This window comes from Ralstonia sp. NFACC01 (assembly GCF_900115545.1).
Taxonomy (GTDB): domain Bacteria; phylum Pseudomonadota; class Gammaproteobacteria; order Burkholderiales; family Burkholderiaceae; genus Ralstonia; species Ralstonia mojiangensis.
The window spans coordinates 419,006-433,770 of sequence record NZ_FOWV01000006.1; the positions used below are offsets into that span (position 1 = coordinate 419,006).

Below are 14,765 nucleotides of genomic sequence, written 5' to 3' on the forward strand. Positions count from 1 at the left end.
CTCACGCAAAGTACGCCCGCATCTCCTTGAGCAGCGCTTCCGGCGCCTCTTCCGGCACATAATGCCCGCACGGCACGGTGCCACCGCTCACGTCGTCCGCCACGGCACGCCACAGTTCCAGCGGCTTGAAGCAGCGTTGGATCACGCCGTGCTCGCCCCACAGCACACGCAGCGGCACGCTCACGCGCTTGCCTGCGTCGCGGTCGGCGCGATCATGTTCGAGGTCGATGGTGGCGGCGGCACGGTAGTCCTCGCACATGGCGTGCACGCACGCCGGTTCGCGCATGGCAGCGGCGTAGGTCGCCATCGCTTCGGGTGCGAACGGTTCCAGCCCCGCGTGGCGCAGGCCCATCAGTTTGCCGATGTAGAAATCGGGCGTGGCGTTGATCAGCGTCTCTGGAAACGGCGACGGCTGGATCAGGAAGAACCAATGCCAGTAGGCAGACGCAAACGCCATGTCGGTGTTTTCGTACATCGCCAACGTGGGGGCGATGTCGAGCAGCATGGCGCGCTCGACGTGGAGAGGATGATCGACACACAGGCGATGCGCCACCCGCGCCCCGCGGTCATGCGCACACAGCCGGAAGCGGCCAAAACCGAGCGCGCGCATCACCTCCACCTGGTCCTGCGCCATGGTGCGCTTGCTGTATTCCGCATGCCGGGCGCTGCCGGCCGGCTTGGACGAGGCGCCATAGCCGCGCAGATCGGTCGCGACGACGGTGTAATCCTGCGCCAGCTCCTGCGCAACTTTGTGCCAGATCACATGGCTTTGCGGATGGCCATGCAGCAACAGCAGCGGTGGGCCGCTCCCGCCGATCACCCCCGCGATTTCCACACCGTTGACCACCTGGCGGAACGGACGGAAGCCGGGAAACAGCGCGGCGTCTGCAGCAGCGGTGGCGGCATCGATGGAAAGCGGCGTGGTCATGCAAGTCTCCGGTGATCAGTCTTGGGTGAAGTGATGCGTGGCGAATGCTCCGCATGCTAGCGCAGAGCGGGCACGCGCGTTGCGGAACCATCCCCTGCCGTTCCCTTCTTTGGATTTCCCCTGACAAGGAGTTCGCCATGACCCCATTGCATGACTTGCGCATCGCCATCCTCGTCGACGACCTGTTCGAGCAGGCCGAGCTGGCCAGTCCCAAGCAGGCGTTGGAAGGCGCCGGTGCCACGGTCAGCATCATTGCGCCGAAAGGCCCCAGCGTGACGGGCCTGAACCACGCCGACAAGGGCGATACGTTCAAAGTGGACCTGACGCTGGACCAGGCCAAGGCAGACGACTTCGACGGCCTGGTGCTGCCCGGCGGCGTCTTCAACGCCGACGCACTGCGCGTCGTGCCGGCCGCACAGGCATTCGTGAAAGCGTTCGAGCGCGCGCAAAAGCCCATCGCCGTGATCTGCCACGGGCCGTGGCTGATGGTGTCTGCCGGACTGGTGCGAGGGCGCACGCTGACGAGCTGGCCGACGCTGCAGGACGACATCCGCAATGCCGGCGGCATGTGGGTGGACCGCGAAGTGGTGACCGACCGCAACTGGGTCAGCAGCCGCAAACCCGATGACCTGCCCGCCTTCAACCGCACCTTCATCGAACTGCTGACGCAGCACGCCCATGTCTGAGCCCGGTGAGGTGACCCCGCACGGCGGGGTGCGGGATCGTTCCTATAATCGAACGACATGCTCTGCCCTGTCGTGCCGGTTCGCCCAACCTGGAGACGCCATGCCCGCCGCCAAGCACCTCCCGCCCATGCTGCAGCATCTGACGCTGCCCGTGATCGGTTCGCCCATGTTCATCGTCAGTTATCCGGAGTTGGTGTTGGCGCAATGCAAGGCCGGCATCGTTGGAGCGTTTCCCGCGCTCAATGCGCGCCCAGCCGAGGTGCTGGACGACTGGCTCACGCAGATGAACGAGGATCTGGCGGCGTACCGCACGGCGCATCCGCAAGAAGTGGTTGGGCCGATCGCCGTCAATCAAATCGTGCACCACTCGAACGCGCGGCTGGAGCAGGACGTGGCCACCTGCGTCAAACACAAGGTGCCGATCTTCATCACCTCGCTGCGCGCGCCGGTCAAGGAAATCCTGGATGCCGTGCATAGCTACGGCGGCATCGTTCTGCACGACGTGATCAATTTGCGCCATGCCGAAAAGGCGCTGGAAGCCGGTGTCGACGGCCTGATCTTGGTGGCAGCGGGTGCGGGCGGGCATGCCGGCACGCTGTCGCCGTTCGCGCTGGTGGGTGAGGTGCGGCGCATCTTCGACGGGCCGATCGCGCTGTCGGGCGCCATTGCCACAGGCGATGCCATCCTGGCCGCGCAGGCCATGGGCGCGGACCTCGCCTACATCGGCACACGTTTTATCGCCAGTCAGGAGGCCCACGCCGCCGAAAGCTATAAGCAAGCCATCTTGCGCGCAGCCGCATCGGACATCGTCTACACCAACCTTTTTACGGGCGTGCACGGCAACTACATCCGCGAAAGCATCGAACTCGCAGGCCTGGACCCGGCCGCCTTGCCCGAGGCCGACAAATCCAAGATGAACTTTGGCGATGGCAGCTCGCGCGCCAAGGCCTGGAAAGACATCTGGGGTGCCGGCCAGGGTGTCGGGCAGATTGCCGATCTGCCGCCCGCAGCCGAAATCGTGGCGCGCCTGAAGGCCGAATACGACGCGGCCAAGTTGCGTCTTGCGCTGCACCTGCGCCTCTAGACTCTGCCCGCCTCCAACTAGGCGTGCGTGCCGCGCAGCACTTCAATTGACTTGCGCTGTCAGCGCTTCTACATTCCAAAGATTCAAGATACGACATGCGCGGAGCCACGGGATCGGCTACCGCGTAAGCGTATGCGCAAGCATCCTTGGGGGGATGTCCGACAGGCGTCTGCTTTCCTGTTGCGCGCACCGACGACAAAAGGAGAACAAGATGACGCACTGCCCTGCGCCCGCGCGCCCGCTTACCAAGCTGGCGGCCGTGGCGCTGAGCGTGGCGGCCTCGGCGCTTACCCTGAGCCTGACCGGCTGCTCCACCCAGAACGCCGCGACCACGGCCCCCATCGAACAGCGTCTGCCGCAGCCGAACGAAGCGCTCGTGCGCGCGGCCTATGTCTACGCGTTTCCGTTGATGATGTCCGACGCGCTGGTGCAGACGACGTCTGCGCTGGCGCCTGCCGGTACGTTCATGCACCAGCGCACGCTGGACGACGAAGCCCTGCCCACCGGCGTGCGCGCCCGCGTGGACGTGCTCGCCAGCAGTGCCTTCGTCGATTTGCGTAACGGCCCGGTCGTCCTGAGCCTGCCCGACGCCGGGCGCCGACACCTCTGGGTGGCGCTGCACGACGGGTGGAACGACGTGTTCGAATCGCTCGGCAACCGCACCACCGGGGCGCGTGCCGCGCACTACGCCATCACGCCGCCGGGTTGGGAGGGCACGTTGCCCACGGGCGTCAAGCAGATTGCCGCGCCGACCAGCCTCGTCTGGGTGGTGGCACGAACGCAGGTGGCCGGCCCGCGCGACCTGACCGCCGCACGCCGCCTACAGGACCGCTACCGCATCACCCCGCTGGAGGCCTTCAGCAAGAGCACCCTGCGCGAGGCCGAAGCCGAAACCAAGGTCAACACGGACAAGGCCACCGACCTCGACGTCAGCCTGGATGCCGCGCGCCGCCGTGTCACCGCGCTGGACGCCAACAGCTACTTCACGCGCTTTGCCGAACTGCTCAAGGACAATCCGCCGCACGCGGCCGACTCCACGATGCTGCAATCGCTGCGTGATCTGGGCATCGTGCCTGGTGCGCCGTTCGACGCCAAAGCCGTAAGCGCCGCCAACCTGAAGGTGATGGAGGGTGGGGTAGCGGCCGCGCGCGAAACGCTGGCGCTGGCCGTCAAGCAACCGTCTGTCACGCAGAATGGCTGGTTCATCCCGCGCATGGTCGGCGCGTACGGGCTGGATTACGCGCAGCGCGCCATCGTGGCGTGGAACGGCGGCGGCACCGACCTGCCGCAGGACATGCTCATCGCCACCGCCACGACCGACGCAAACGGCATGGCGCTGGACAGCACGCACCGCTACGTCCTGCATTTCGAGCGCAACCAACTCCCGCCCGAGAATGCCGGCTGGGCCGTCGCCGCCTTGTCCGCGGCTGGGCAACCGCGCCGCGCATCCGAACGCCCGGGCCTGCGCAACGTGCTGAGCGAAGCCGATCGCCCACGCCTGAACCGCGATGGCTCGCTCGACATCCTGATCCAGCGCGCTCCGCCCAAGGGCATGCGCAACAATTGGCTGCCGCCGCCCACCGGCCCGTTCCTGCTGCGCATGCAACTGACCTGGCCCAAGGAAGCGGCACTCGACGCCTCGTGGCAGCCGCCCGCCGTACAGCGCCGGGACGCTGCAACCCAATAGCCAAGAGCGGCCGAGCGCGCGGTCAGGCCTCGGCCACCCCGCACCACGAGCTTGCCGGAGTTGCGACCTTCGAGCCGGCCGATGAACGCGGCCGGAGCGCTCTCCCCCCCTTCCAACGCGGTGGCCCCTGCCATCCGCGCAAGGCATGAGCCGGAGCGAGGGCGATCTGGCCGTGCCGCAAATTCCAGTTTACTAGATAAAAATTTCCATTAAACTGGATTGCATGGACATCCACCAACGTATCGCCCACCGCTTGCGCGATCTGCGCGACGCCCAGGGTCTCTCGCTCGACGCGCTGGCAGAACGCAGCCAGGTCAGCCGTTCGGCCATCTCCCTCATCGAGCGCGCCCAGAGCAGCCCGACCGCTGCGGTGCTGGATCGGCTCAGCTCCGCGCTGGGCGTGACGCTTGCCTCGCTGTTCGAAGACAGTCCCGCGCCGGCCGTGGAACCGTCGCCAGTATCACGCGCGGCAGATCAGCCCGAGTGGACCGACCCTGCCTCCGGCTACGTGCGCCGCAACCTGTCGCCGGCGGCGCGTTCGCCCTTGCAGCTCGTTGAGGTGCACTTTCCGGCCGGCGAGCGCGTGGCCTACGACACCGGCGCGCGCGATGCCGAAATCCACCAGCAGGTGTGGGTGATCGAAGGTTCGATGGAAATGACCGTGGGCGACACACACTGGCGCCTCAATGCAGGCGATTGCCTGACCATGCGGCTGGACTGCCCGATCGTCTATCACAACCCCACGCGGCGGCCTGCCCGCTACCTCGTCGCACTGACAACCGTGTCCGCTGCCCACTGGAGGCCCTGATGATCGACACCCTGACCATTCGGCGCGTGGGCGCCAACGAGGCAAGCGCGAGCGTCGACGCGTTGGCCGATGTTCTGATCGATTGCGTGGAAGGCGGCGCGTCGGTGAGCTTCATGTGGCCGTTGTCTCGCGACAAGGCGCAGGCGTTCTGGCGCAACGTTGCCGAAGGCGTGGCGCGCGGCGAGCGCGCCCTGCTGATTGCCGAAGATGAAGCGGGCGCCATCCACGGCACCGTGCAACTGGTGCTCGCACAGCCGGAAAACCAGCCGCACCGCGCCGACGTTGCAAAGATGCTCGTGCACCGCCGCGCGCGTAGGAAGGGCGTGGCGCAGCAGTTGATGGCCGCCATCGAAGAGGAAGCGCGCACCGAGGGCAAGACGGTGCTCGTGCTCGACACGGTGACAGGCGGCGACGCCGAGCGGCTATACGCACGCGCCGGCTGGCAGCGCGTGGGCGTGGTGCCCAATTACGCGCTGATGCCCAACGGCGCATTCTGCGGGACGACGTTCTTCTGCAAGCAGCTCACACCGCCAGCCGGCGCGGCCTAGTCGACCGATCAAATCGTCAACGTGCCGCGGCCGATTTCGATCACGCGGCCACCGACGTGGATCGTGCCGTCGGCATCCACCCGCAGCGTGAGGTGGCAGGGTCGTCCCACCGCAGCGCCCTGCTCGATGCGGTAACTGGCCGGCAACGCATGGCCCGTCGCGCGCAGCCAGCCGCCGAGGTTGGCACACGCCGAGCCGGTGCCCGGGTCTTCGAGCATGCCGGTGCCGTATTCGAAGAAGAAGCGCGACACCACCGGATCATTGCTGGCGGGCTTCGGCATGGTGAAGACGTACGCATTGCGTCCGTCGTTGCGGCTGCGCGGCCACGCGTCGAACACCGACAGATCGGGGCGGGCGCGGTCGACGTCAGCGCGTGTCTTGACCGGCACCATCAGTTGCTCGATACCTGCGTCAACCCACAGCGGCGGGCCCGCCAGCGCATCGGCGTCCAGCCCAAGCATCTTGGTGATGGCGGGATCGGCTTCGCGCGTATTCAGCGCCCCCGAGCGCGGCGGCACGAGCGACCACCCCTCGTCCTGCGCCGTCAGCGACACGATGCCCGACTGGCAACGCAGCGTCAGCTCATTGCCGGGGCCGTACAGTTCGCGCACCACCTGCGCGGTCCCAAGCGATGGGTGACCGGCAAACGGCATCTCGTAATCGGGCGTGAAGATGCGGAAACGCGCCGTGGCGCCATCCGTGTCGTCGGGGAAGATGAAGGTGATCTCTGACAGGTTGAACTGGCGTCCGATAGCCTGCATGGTGGCGTCGTCCAGGCCTCGCCCGTCTTCAAAGACGGCGAGCTGGTTGCCGCCGAACGTGGATTCGGCAAAGACGTTGAGCAGGCGGAAGGCGTAGCGCGGCATGATGGCGTCCGGAGTGTGGGGAAGAAAAAAACGGTGTGGCGATGCGTCATCTTCAACGCACCGCCACACCGTCTCCATGCACACTTGCAGACAGTTTGCGCGAATCCGGCCTGACAGTTGGCGGACAGCGCGAATGCCGTGAAGGATTGCGGCTGACTTACTTGCGATAGTCGTACACGCCGCGGCCGGTCTTGCGGCCCAGGTAGCCGGCGGCCACCATTTCGCGCATCAGCATGGCCGGGCGGTACTTCGGGTCAGCAAACTCGGTGTACAGCACTTCCATCACGGCGAGCATGGTGTCCAGGCCGATCATGTCGGCCAGCGCCAGCGGCCCGATCGGGTGGTTGCAGCCGAGCTTCATGCCCTCGTCGATTTCCTCCGGCGAGGCCAAGCCCTCGCCCAGCACGCAGAACGCCTCGTTGATCATCGGGCACAGGATGCGGTTGACGACAAAGCCCGGGCTGTTCTTGACCGTGATCGGCGTCTTGCCCAGTTGCTTGGCCAGTGCTTCCACCGCCGCATGGGTCGCATCGCTCGTCTGCAGGCCGCGGATGACTTCCACCAGCGCCATCATCGGCACCGGGTTGAAGAAGTGCATGCCGATGAAGCGGCTGGCGTCTTGCAGCACGGCGGCCAGCTTGGTGATCGAGATGGACGACGTGTTCGACGCCACGATCGCGTGCGGTGCAGCCGCAGCCTCGAGCTGCTTGAGGATTTTCACCTTCAGGTCGAAGTTCTCGGTGGCGGCTTCGATCACGAGGTCGGCGCGCTTGAGGTCGTCATAGCTGGTCGAACCGTGGATGCGTGCGAGCGCGGCAGCCTTGTCGGCTTCGGTCAGCTTTTCCTTCTTGATGAGGCGGTCCAGGCTGCCTGCCACCGTGGCGATGCCTTTCTGGACGGCGGCATCGCTGATGTCCACCATCACCACATCCAGCCCAACCACGGCGCACGCTTGCGCAATGCCGTTGCCCATTGTTCCGGCACCGACGATGCCGACGACTTGAATTGCCATGAACTGCTCCTCGTTTGGTATTGGAATGCGAGATGGAAATGAAACAGATTGCAGAGGATAAACGACGCGGCGATGCACAGAAAAGCCTTGCTGACGGTAACGTCACATTCCACCGGATCGCCGTATGATGGCCGGCGTCGCGCCGCTCTTTCCTCTTAGGCGCAAGGACGCTGGAAATGGACCGTTTTCTCAGTATTGAAGCCTTCGTGCGCGTGGCAGAAACGCGCAGCTTTGCCGAGGCCGCCCGCCAGTTAGGCGTGACCAACTCGGTGGTCACCCACCGCGTGCAGCAACTGGAGCGCTTTATTGAAGCGCCGCTGTTTCACCGCAGCACGCGGCACGTGCGTCTTTCCGAAGTGGGCGAAACCTACTACAAGCAATGCGCCGAAGCCGTCTGCATGCTGACGGACCTGACCGACCAGATGCGCGGCCTGCGCGCCACGCCCGCCGGCAAGCTGCGTATCCGCATGCTGCCCGGGTACGCGCTCAGCCACTTTGCCGAGCCGCTGGCCAGGTTCGGGGCGCAGTACCCCGATATCCAGCTCGACGTGGTGGTCGACGACAGCGTGGTCGACCCGATTGCCGAGGGGTTCGACGTGGCGTTTCAGATCTTCCCGCCGATCAACGATTCGCTGATCGAGCGGCGCCTGTTCCCGCTGCGGCGCATGTTCTGCGCCACCCCCGCGTACATCGAGGAATACGGCATGCCGCAGCAGCCGGCCGATCTGCTGCAGCATTCGCTGGCGCTGTACTCCGGTTACCCGACCCGCAAGCGCTGGGTGTTCTCGCGCAACGGCGAGGCCGGCGTTGCAATGGACCTGCCCGAGCAAGTGCGTTCGAATTCCGTGCATCTGCTGCGCGACTACGCCCTCACCAGCGCCGGCATTGCCTGCCTGCCCACCCTCGTCATCAGCGACGATCTGGTCGCCGGCCGCCTCGTGCCGGTGCTTGTCGACTACGACCTGACACCGCTGCACTTCTCCGCCGTGTATCCGGCAACGCAGCGTCAGGCCGTCAAGGTGTGTGCACTGATCGATTGCCTGGCCAGCCACCACGCTGGCGAGCCGGCATGGGACACGCCTTTGCTCGAGCGCGGCTGGATCCGCTAATGGCCACGCGCGCCGAATCCCACGACCGGCGCGCGGGTCCAGGGTACCAATGGAATATTTCGGGAAGTCGCGGCGATTGTTCGGCAATCGCAAAAACTGCACTCGCCGATTGAGGCGTTGCGCCCCGTGCGCAACTTCCTATCATGGATGGGCCGTTGATCGCGCCGCGCCGATGCGGCGTCAGATCTGCAGCGCCCCCCTCGCATCTCCTATCGGAACCGGATACGGCCATGAATCCCAAGCTGGAAGTCCTTACCCCGCAAAACTGTCAACTGATCTTCATCGACCACCAGCCGCAAATGGCCTTCGGCGTGCAGTCGATCGATCGTCAGGTTCTGAAGAACAACACCGTCGGCCTCGCCAAGGCCGCGAAGATCTTCAACATCCCCACCACCATTACGACCGTCGAGTCGCAGAGCTTTTCGGGCTACACCTATCCGGAGCTGCTCGATGTGTTTCCGGATCAGCCACTGCTCGAACGCACCTCGATGAACTCCTGGGACGACCAGAAGGTGCGCGATGCCCTGGCAAAGAACAACCGCAAGAAGGTGGTCGTCTCGGGCCTGTGGACGGAGGTGTGCAACTGCACCTTCGCGCTGTCGGCCATGCACGATGCCGACTACGAGATCTACATGGTGGCCGACGCTTCGGGTGGTACGTCAAAGGACGCGCACGACTACGCCATGCAGCGCATGGTCCAGGCCGGCGTAGTGCCCGTGACGTGGCAACAGGTGCTGCTGGAATGGCAGCGTGACTGGGCCCACCGCGACACGTACGACGCCGTCATGCAGCTGGTGAAGGAGCACTCCGGCGCCTACGGCATGGGCGTGGACTATGCCTACACGATGGTGCACGAGGCCCCGCAACGCACGGCCACGCCGCACGAGGCGCTGGCACCCGTGGCGGCCAACTGATCGCGCTGCCGACCATACAAGAAGACGCTGCTCCGGCCGGGCGACGCATGTGCAACCGCATGCGTCGCCCTGTCGTCCATTCAATCAGCCACCACCCTCTCTCTCATTCCCATGCAAACGATTACGACCCAAGACGGTACGCGCATCTTTTACAAGGACTGGGGCAACGGCAAGCCCGTCGTCTTCTCGCACGGCTGGCCGCTCAATGCCGACGCGTGGGACGCGCAGACGCTGTTCCTCGTGCAGAAGGGCTTTCGTGTCATCGCGCATGATCGGCGCGGCCACGGCCGCTCCGACCAGCCGTCGCAGGGCAACGACATGGATACCTATGCTGACGACCTGGCAGCGCTGCTCGATGCGCTCGACATCCAGGGCGCCACGCTGGTCGGTCATTCCACCGGCGGCGGCGAAGTCGCGCACTACATCGGCCGTCATGGCACCAGGCGCGTCGCCCGCGCGGTGCTGATCGGCGCGGTGCCGCCCATCATGCTCAAGACGGCCTCCAATCCGCACGGCTTGCCGATGGACGTGTTCGACGGCATCCGCAAGGGCGTCGCCGACAACCGCTCGCAGTTCTACCGCGATCTCGCCACACCGTTCTTCGGTTTCAACCGGCCGGGCGCGAAGGTCTCGCAGGGCACCATCGATGCCTTCTGGGCGCAGGGCATGACCGGCGGCATTCACGGCCAGTATCTGTGCATCAAGGAATTCTCGGAGGTCGACTACACCGAAGACCTGAAGAAGATCGACGTGCCGGTGCTGTTCCTGCATGGCGACGACGACCAGATCGTGCCGATCGACAATTCGGCCAAGCTGGGCGTGGAAGTGGTGAAGGACGGGACGCTGAAGGTCTATCCGGGCGGCTCGCACGGCATGTGCGTGACCGAGGCGGACAAGGTCAACGCGGACCTGCTGGCCTTCCTCAGCACCTGACCGGCACGGGCGGCGCCGTTTGCGCGCGCCGCCCCTTGGCATCCTGGAGCCCTCCTCGTGAAGCCCTACCTCATCTCCATTGCCGTCGGCATGCTGGTTGGCATCATCTACGCGCTGCTGCACGTTCGCTCACCGGCGCCACCGGCGATCGCGCTGGTCGGGCTGCTCGGCATGCTGATCGGCGAACAGATCGTGCCGGCTGCGCAGCGCCTGCTGGCCGGCGAGCCCATCACCATGGCGTGGTTCCGCCACGAGTGCGTGCCGAAGATCACCGGCGCACCGCCCCAAGTGCCACCCGCGGCGCAACCAACAGACCTGGCCGCCACTGGCGGCTCCGGCAGCACCAGCGGCACCACGCCGCGCAACCCGAGCTGACGCCATGACACACCTGTCGCTCGAACCCTCCCACGCTGCGGCCCCTGCCGATACCGCCCTGCACGTTGGCCTGCTGTTCCTGCGCCTGACCGGCAGCGCCCTGCTGATCGCCGTGCATGGGCTGCCCAAGGTGCTGCACTACAGCCAGGAACTGACGCGCATTGAAGACCCATTCCACATGGGCGCCGCACCCACGCTGCTGCTCGCCATCCTGTCGGAAACGCTGTGTCCGCTACTGATTGCGCTTGGCGTGCTGGCGCGCCTGGCGTGTCTGCCCATCGTCGCCACGTTGCTGGTGGCCATGCTGGTGGTGCATCCGGACTGGTCGCTTGCCGATGGACAGTTCGGGTGGATGCTGCTGATCATCTTCACCACGGTCCTGATTGCCGGACCCGGACGTTTTTCGATCTTCCCCAAATACTGACGCAATGACCGCCGATCTCATCCTGCACAACGGCCGCATCCACACGGTCGACCGCGAACGCCCCACCGCCAGCGCCGTTGCCGTGCGTGATGGCCGCTTTGTTGCCGTGGGCGACGATGCCGCCGTGATGGCCCAGCGCGGCGCCGCCACCCAGGTCATCGACCTGCGCGGGCGCGCCGTCATCCCGGGCCTGAACGATTCGCACCTGCACCTGATCCGGGGCGGGCTGAACTACAACCTGGAGCTGCGCTGGGAAGGCGTGCCCTCCCTGGCCGACGCGATGCGCATGCTCAAGGAGCAGGCCGCGCGCACGCCGTCGCCGCAATGGGTGCGCGTGGTGGGCGGCTGGTCGGAATTCCAGTTTGCCGAGCGCCGCATGCCCACGCTCGAAGAGTTGAACCAGGCCGCGCCCGATACGCCCGTGTTCGTGCTGCACCTGTACGACCGCGCGCTGCTCAACCGCGCGGCGCTGCGCCAGGTCGGCTACACCAAGGACACGCCGAACCCGCCGGGCGGCGAGATCCAGCGCGACGCGTCCGGCGAGCCCACCGGCATGCTGATCGCCAAGCCGAACGCGATGATCCTGTACGCGACGCTCGCCAAGGGGCCGAAGCTGCCGCCCGAATACCAGGTCAACTCCACGCGCCAGTTCATGCGCGAGCTGAACCGCCTGGGCGTGACAAGCGCCATCGACGCAGGCGGCGGCTTCCAGAACTATCCGGAAGACTACGAAATCATCCGCGAGCTATCCGCGCAGAACCAGCTCACCATCCGCATCGCTTACAACCTCTTCACGCAGAAGCCGAAAGAGGAGCTGGCCGACTTCAAGAACTGGACTGGCAGCGTGCGATACCGCCAGGGCGATGACTTCTTCCGCCACAACGGCGCGGGCGAAATGCTCGTCTTCTCCGCAGCCGACTTCGAAGACTTCCTGCAACCGCGCCCCGACCTGCCCGAGACGATGGAGCAGGAGCTGGAAACCGTGGTGCGCCACCTCGTCGCGCAGCGCTGGCCGTTCCGGCTGCACGCGACCTACGACGAATCGATCTCGCGCATGCTCGACGTGTTCGAGCGGGTGAACCGCGACATTCCCTTCAACGGCCTGCCCTGGTTCTTCGACCATGCCGAGACGATTTCGCCGAAGAACATCGAGCGCGTGCGCGCACTGGGCGGCGGCATCGCCATTCAGGATCGCATGGCCTTCCAGGGCGAATACTTTGTCGACCGTTACGGCGCTGCCGCTGCCGAGCAGACACCGCCCATCAAGCGCATGCTGGCCGAAGGCGTGCCCGTGGGCGCCGGCACCGACGCCACGCGCGTGTCGAGCTACAACCCGTGGACGTCGCTGTATTGGCTGGCAAGCGGGCGCACCGTGGGCGGCATGGCGCTGTATCCGGAAGGGTTGCCGCGCGAAGTGGCGCTCGAGCTGTACACGCACGGCAGCGCGTGGTTCTCGGCAGACCAGGGCAACAAGGGGCAGATCAAGGTCGGGCAACTCGCTGATCTGGCGGCATTGTCGGCGGATTTCTTCAGCGTGCCCGAGGCCGATATCAAGACCATCGAATCGGTGCTGACGGTGGTGGGTGGACGCATCGTCTACGGCGCAGCGGAGTTTGCCGAATTCGGCCCGCCGCCCATTCCGGTGCTGCCGGAGTGGTCGCCCGTGGCGCGCGTGCCGGGGCACTGGCGGCCGGCTGCGCCCATGCAGCAGCAGGTGCATCAGTGCGTCGGTTCGTGTTCGGTGCACGGCCACGCGCACCAGAAAGCGCGCACGGCCAATGTGCCGACCACCGACTTCCGCGGTTTCTGGGGCGCCTTCGGGTGTTCGTGCTTTGCCTTCTGAAGCGGCGACGGCGGCGACGGCTGCAACGGCCACACCGGCGTCAGCACGTTTCCTGATCGCACAGGGAACGCTGCTGGCGTTCGTCGCGGGCTATGTGGATGTGGTCGGCTTTGCGGCGTTGTTTGGGCTGTTCACCGCGCACGTGACCGGCAACTTCGTGATGATCGGCCTGGAGCTGGCGGGCTCCGGCCAGGGCGTGCTCGCCAAGCTGCTGGCGCTGCCGATGTTCGTGGTGGCCGTGGCAGCGACCAAACTCGCCGTGACGGCGCTCACGCGGCGCGGTGTGGCGCCGCTGCGGCCGCTGCTGCTTGTGCAGGCCGTTCTGCTGCTGGCCTTCATGGCGGCGGGGCTGCTGGCGCTGCCAATTCAATCGCCCGATGCTCCGGCCACGATTGTTGTCGGGCTGCTCGGCGTCGCGGCGATGGGCGTACAGAACGCCAAGGCGCGCATCGTGCTGTCGGAACATGCACCCACCACGATCATGACCGGCAACACGACGCAGATCGTGATCGACGTGGTGGAGTTGCTGTCGCCGGGTGGTACGCAGAAGGATGTTGCACGCACGCGATTGCGCAAGATGGTGCCGCCGCTGGCCGGGTTCGCCACGGGCGCGGTGCTGGGGGCGTTGGCGTTTGCAACGCTGTCGTTCTGGTGCGTGTTGCCGCCCGCGGGCATCCTCGTGGCCCTGGCCGTCATGCAACGCTAGGCCAGCGCTCGGTCAGACCTTGACGCGGCGAAACAGCTTGGAGAAATCGATCGTCTCCACCTGCCGGGGCTCAAGCTCCAGCGCAGCGATGTATTCGCCCAAGTGTTCGCCCATCAGCCGCGCGGCGCGCTCGCCGTCGCGGCGCTCCACCGCATCGAGAATGGCCAAGTGTTCGTCGTGGCCGCAACTCGGCCGCGCGGGGGATTCATAGAGCCCGATCAGCAGCGAGGTACGCGCCACCAGCGTGCGCAGCATCGCCGTGATGATGGGGTTGCCGTTCGCCTCGGCCAGTTGGATATGGAAGTCGCCCGAGAGGCGGATCCAATCGCGCCAGTTGCCGGATTCACGGCTGGCGTGTTCAGCAGCCGCCAGCGCACGCAGCTCGGTGAGTTGCTCCGCCGTCGCGTGCTGCGCCAGTTCGCGTACCGAGCCGGTTTCCAGAATCAACCGGGCACCAAAGACCTGGCGAGCTTCCGTCGCGTCGTGCACGGCGATGGTCGCGCCGCGATTGGGCTGCAGCTCCACCACGCCCTCATGGGCCAGTTTCACCAGCACCCGGCGCAATGTCCCCCGCGTAATTCCAAAGGCCTTGCATAGCTGCGCCTCAACCAGACGGGTGCCGGGCGGCAGCTTCTGTTCGAGGATGGCGTCGTACACCGCGTCCGAAATGCGGGCGTCGACTTCGGCGTTGTTGCGGCGTGGCTGGGAGGTCGGAGGGGTCGTGGGCTCTGGCATCTCGCCATTCTAATCGAGCAAACCGCGCTTGGATTGTGCACAAAACCGATGCCAATTCGGGCGGCGTTGGTGCGACATCATCAAGAGATCTCCCCATGTTTTTGGCG

At 65.9% G+C, this 14,765-nt stretch carries 16 protein-coding genes; 12 read left to right on the forward strand and 4 right to left on the reverse strand.

Features of this window, described 5'->3' with window-relative positions; translation table 11 throughout:
* Position 1: 1 nt before the first annotated feature.
* Positions 2 to 928, reverse strand: coding sequence for an alpha/beta fold hydrolase (locus BM136_RS18095; RefSeq protein WP_092973683.1), 927 nt, complete (start codon positions 926 to 928; stop codon positions 2 to 4).
* A 137-nt stretch (positions 929 to 1,065) separates the two neighbouring features.
* Here BM136_RS18095 and BM136_RS18100 point away from each other — a divergent pair, with 137 nt between their 5' ends.
* The 5 genes from BM136_RS18100 (at position 1,066) to BM136_RS18120 (ending at position 5,741) form a co-directional block, all read left to right on the forward strand.
* Positions 1,066 to 1,614 carry a type 1 glutamine amidotransferase domain-containing protein gene (locus BM136_RS18100; protein ID WP_092973685.1) on the forward strand — a complete coding sequence of 183 codons (549 nt, stop codon included), beginning with the start codon at positions 1,066 to 1,068 and terminating at the stop codon, positions 1,612 to 1,614.
* 100 nt (positions 1,615 to 1,714) lie between these two features.
* A complete protein-coding gene (locus tag BM136_RS18105; protein WP_092973687.1) occupies positions 1,715 to 2,698 on the forward strand; it encodes an NAD(P)H-dependent flavin oxidoreductase in 984 nt (327 codons plus the stop codon).
* A 211-nt stretch (positions 2,699 to 2,909) separates the two neighbouring features.
* Positions 2,910 to 4,385, forward strand: a complete 1,476-nt coding sequence (locus tag BM136_RS18110) for a DUF1254 domain-containing protein (RefSeq protein ID WP_092973689.1) — start codon at positions 2,910 to 2,912, stop codon at positions 4,383 to 4,385.
* A 223-nt stretch (positions 4,386 to 4,608) separates the two neighbouring features.
* Positions 4,609 to 5,193: a helix-turn-helix domain-containing protein gene (locus BM136_RS18115; protein WP_092973691.1), complete on the forward strand. Its 585-nt coding sequence runs from the start codon at positions 4,609 to 4,611 to the stop codon at positions 5,191 to 5,193.
* Positions 5,193 to 5,741: a GNAT family N-acetyltransferase gene (locus BM136_RS18120; RefSeq protein ID WP_092973693.1), complete on the forward strand. Its 549-nt coding sequence runs from the start codon at positions 5,193 to 5,195 to the stop codon at positions 5,739 to 5,741. Before BM136_RS18115 ends, BM136_RS18120 begins: the two co-directional genes overlap by 1 nt.
* Positions 5,742 to 5,749: 8 nt before the next feature.
* Here BM136_RS18120 and BM136_RS18125 read toward each other — a convergent pair whose 3' ends face one another.
* Positions 5,750 to 6,607 (reverse strand): PhzF family phenazine biosynthesis protein, encoded by an 858-nt coding sequence (locus BM136_RS18125; RefSeq protein WP_092973804.1) that lies wholly within the window; start codon positions 6,605 to 6,607, stop codon positions 5,750 to 5,752.
* A gap of 157 nt (positions 6,608 to 6,764) precedes the next feature.
* Positions 6,765 to 7,619, reverse strand: a complete 855-nt coding sequence (locus BM136_RS18130; RefSeq protein ID WP_045202311.1) for a 3-hydroxybutyryl-CoA dehydrogenase — start codon at positions 7,617 to 7,619, stop codon at positions 6,765 to 6,767.
* Positions 7,620 to 7,795: 176 nt separating this feature from the next.
* On the opposite strand from BM136_RS18130, the gene BM136_RS18135 reads away from it, so the two are divergent.
* The 7 genes from BM136_RS18135 (at position 7,796) to BM136_RS18165 (ending at position 13,923) form a co-directional block, all read left to right on the forward strand.
* Positions 7,796 to 8,728, forward strand: coding sequence for a LysR family transcriptional regulator (locus BM136_RS18135; protein ID WP_092973695.1), 933 nt, complete (start codon positions 7,796 to 7,798; stop codon positions 8,726 to 8,728).
* A 230-nt stretch (positions 8,729 to 8,958) separates the two neighbouring features.
* A complete protein-coding gene (locus tag BM136_RS18140) occupies positions 8,959 to 9,642 on the forward strand; it encodes a hydrolase (protein ID WP_092973697.1) in 684 nt (227 codons plus the stop codon).
* A 111-nt stretch (positions 9,643 to 9,753) separates the two neighbouring features.
* Positions 9,754 to 10,575: an alpha/beta fold hydrolase gene (locus tag BM136_RS18145; RefSeq protein ID WP_092973699.1), complete on the forward strand. Its 822-nt coding sequence runs from the start codon at positions 9,754 to 9,756 to the stop codon at positions 10,573 to 10,575.
* A 57-nt stretch (positions 10,576 to 10,632) separates the two neighbouring features.
* A complete protein-coding gene (locus BM136_RS18150) occupies positions 10,633 to 10,950 on the forward strand; it encodes a XapX domain-containing protein (RefSeq protein WP_175537164.1) in 318 nt (105 codons plus the stop codon).
* Positions 10,951 to 10,954: 4 nt separating this feature from the next.
* Positions 10,955 to 11,374, forward strand: coding sequence for a DoxX family protein (locus tag BM136_RS18155; protein WP_092973701.1), 420 nt, complete (start codon positions 10,955 to 10,957; stop codon positions 11,372 to 11,374).
* 4 nt (positions 11,375 to 11,378) lie between these two features.
* Complete coding sequence (locus BM136_RS18160) at positions 11,379 to 13,217, forward strand: amidohydrolase (RefSeq protein WP_092973703.1); 1,839 nt, start codon at positions 11,379 to 11,381, stop codon at positions 13,215 to 13,217.
* Complete coding sequence (locus tag BM136_RS18165; RefSeq protein WP_254775695.1) at positions 13,207 to 13,923, forward strand: YoaK family protein; 717 nt, start codon at positions 13,207 to 13,209, stop codon at positions 13,921 to 13,923. The genes BM136_RS18160 and BM136_RS18165 overlap by 11 nt, the downstream gene beginning before the upstream one ends.
* Positions 13,924 to 13,935: 12 nt before the next feature.
* Here the strand turns inward: BM136_RS18165 and BM136_RS18170 are convergent, their stop codons facing one another.
* Positions 13,936 to 14,658, reverse strand: coding sequence for a GntR family transcriptional regulator (locus BM136_RS18170; protein WP_092973707.1), 723 nt, complete (start codon positions 14,656 to 14,658; stop codon positions 13,936 to 13,938).
* Positions 14,659 to 14,765 lie beyond the last annotated feature (107 nt).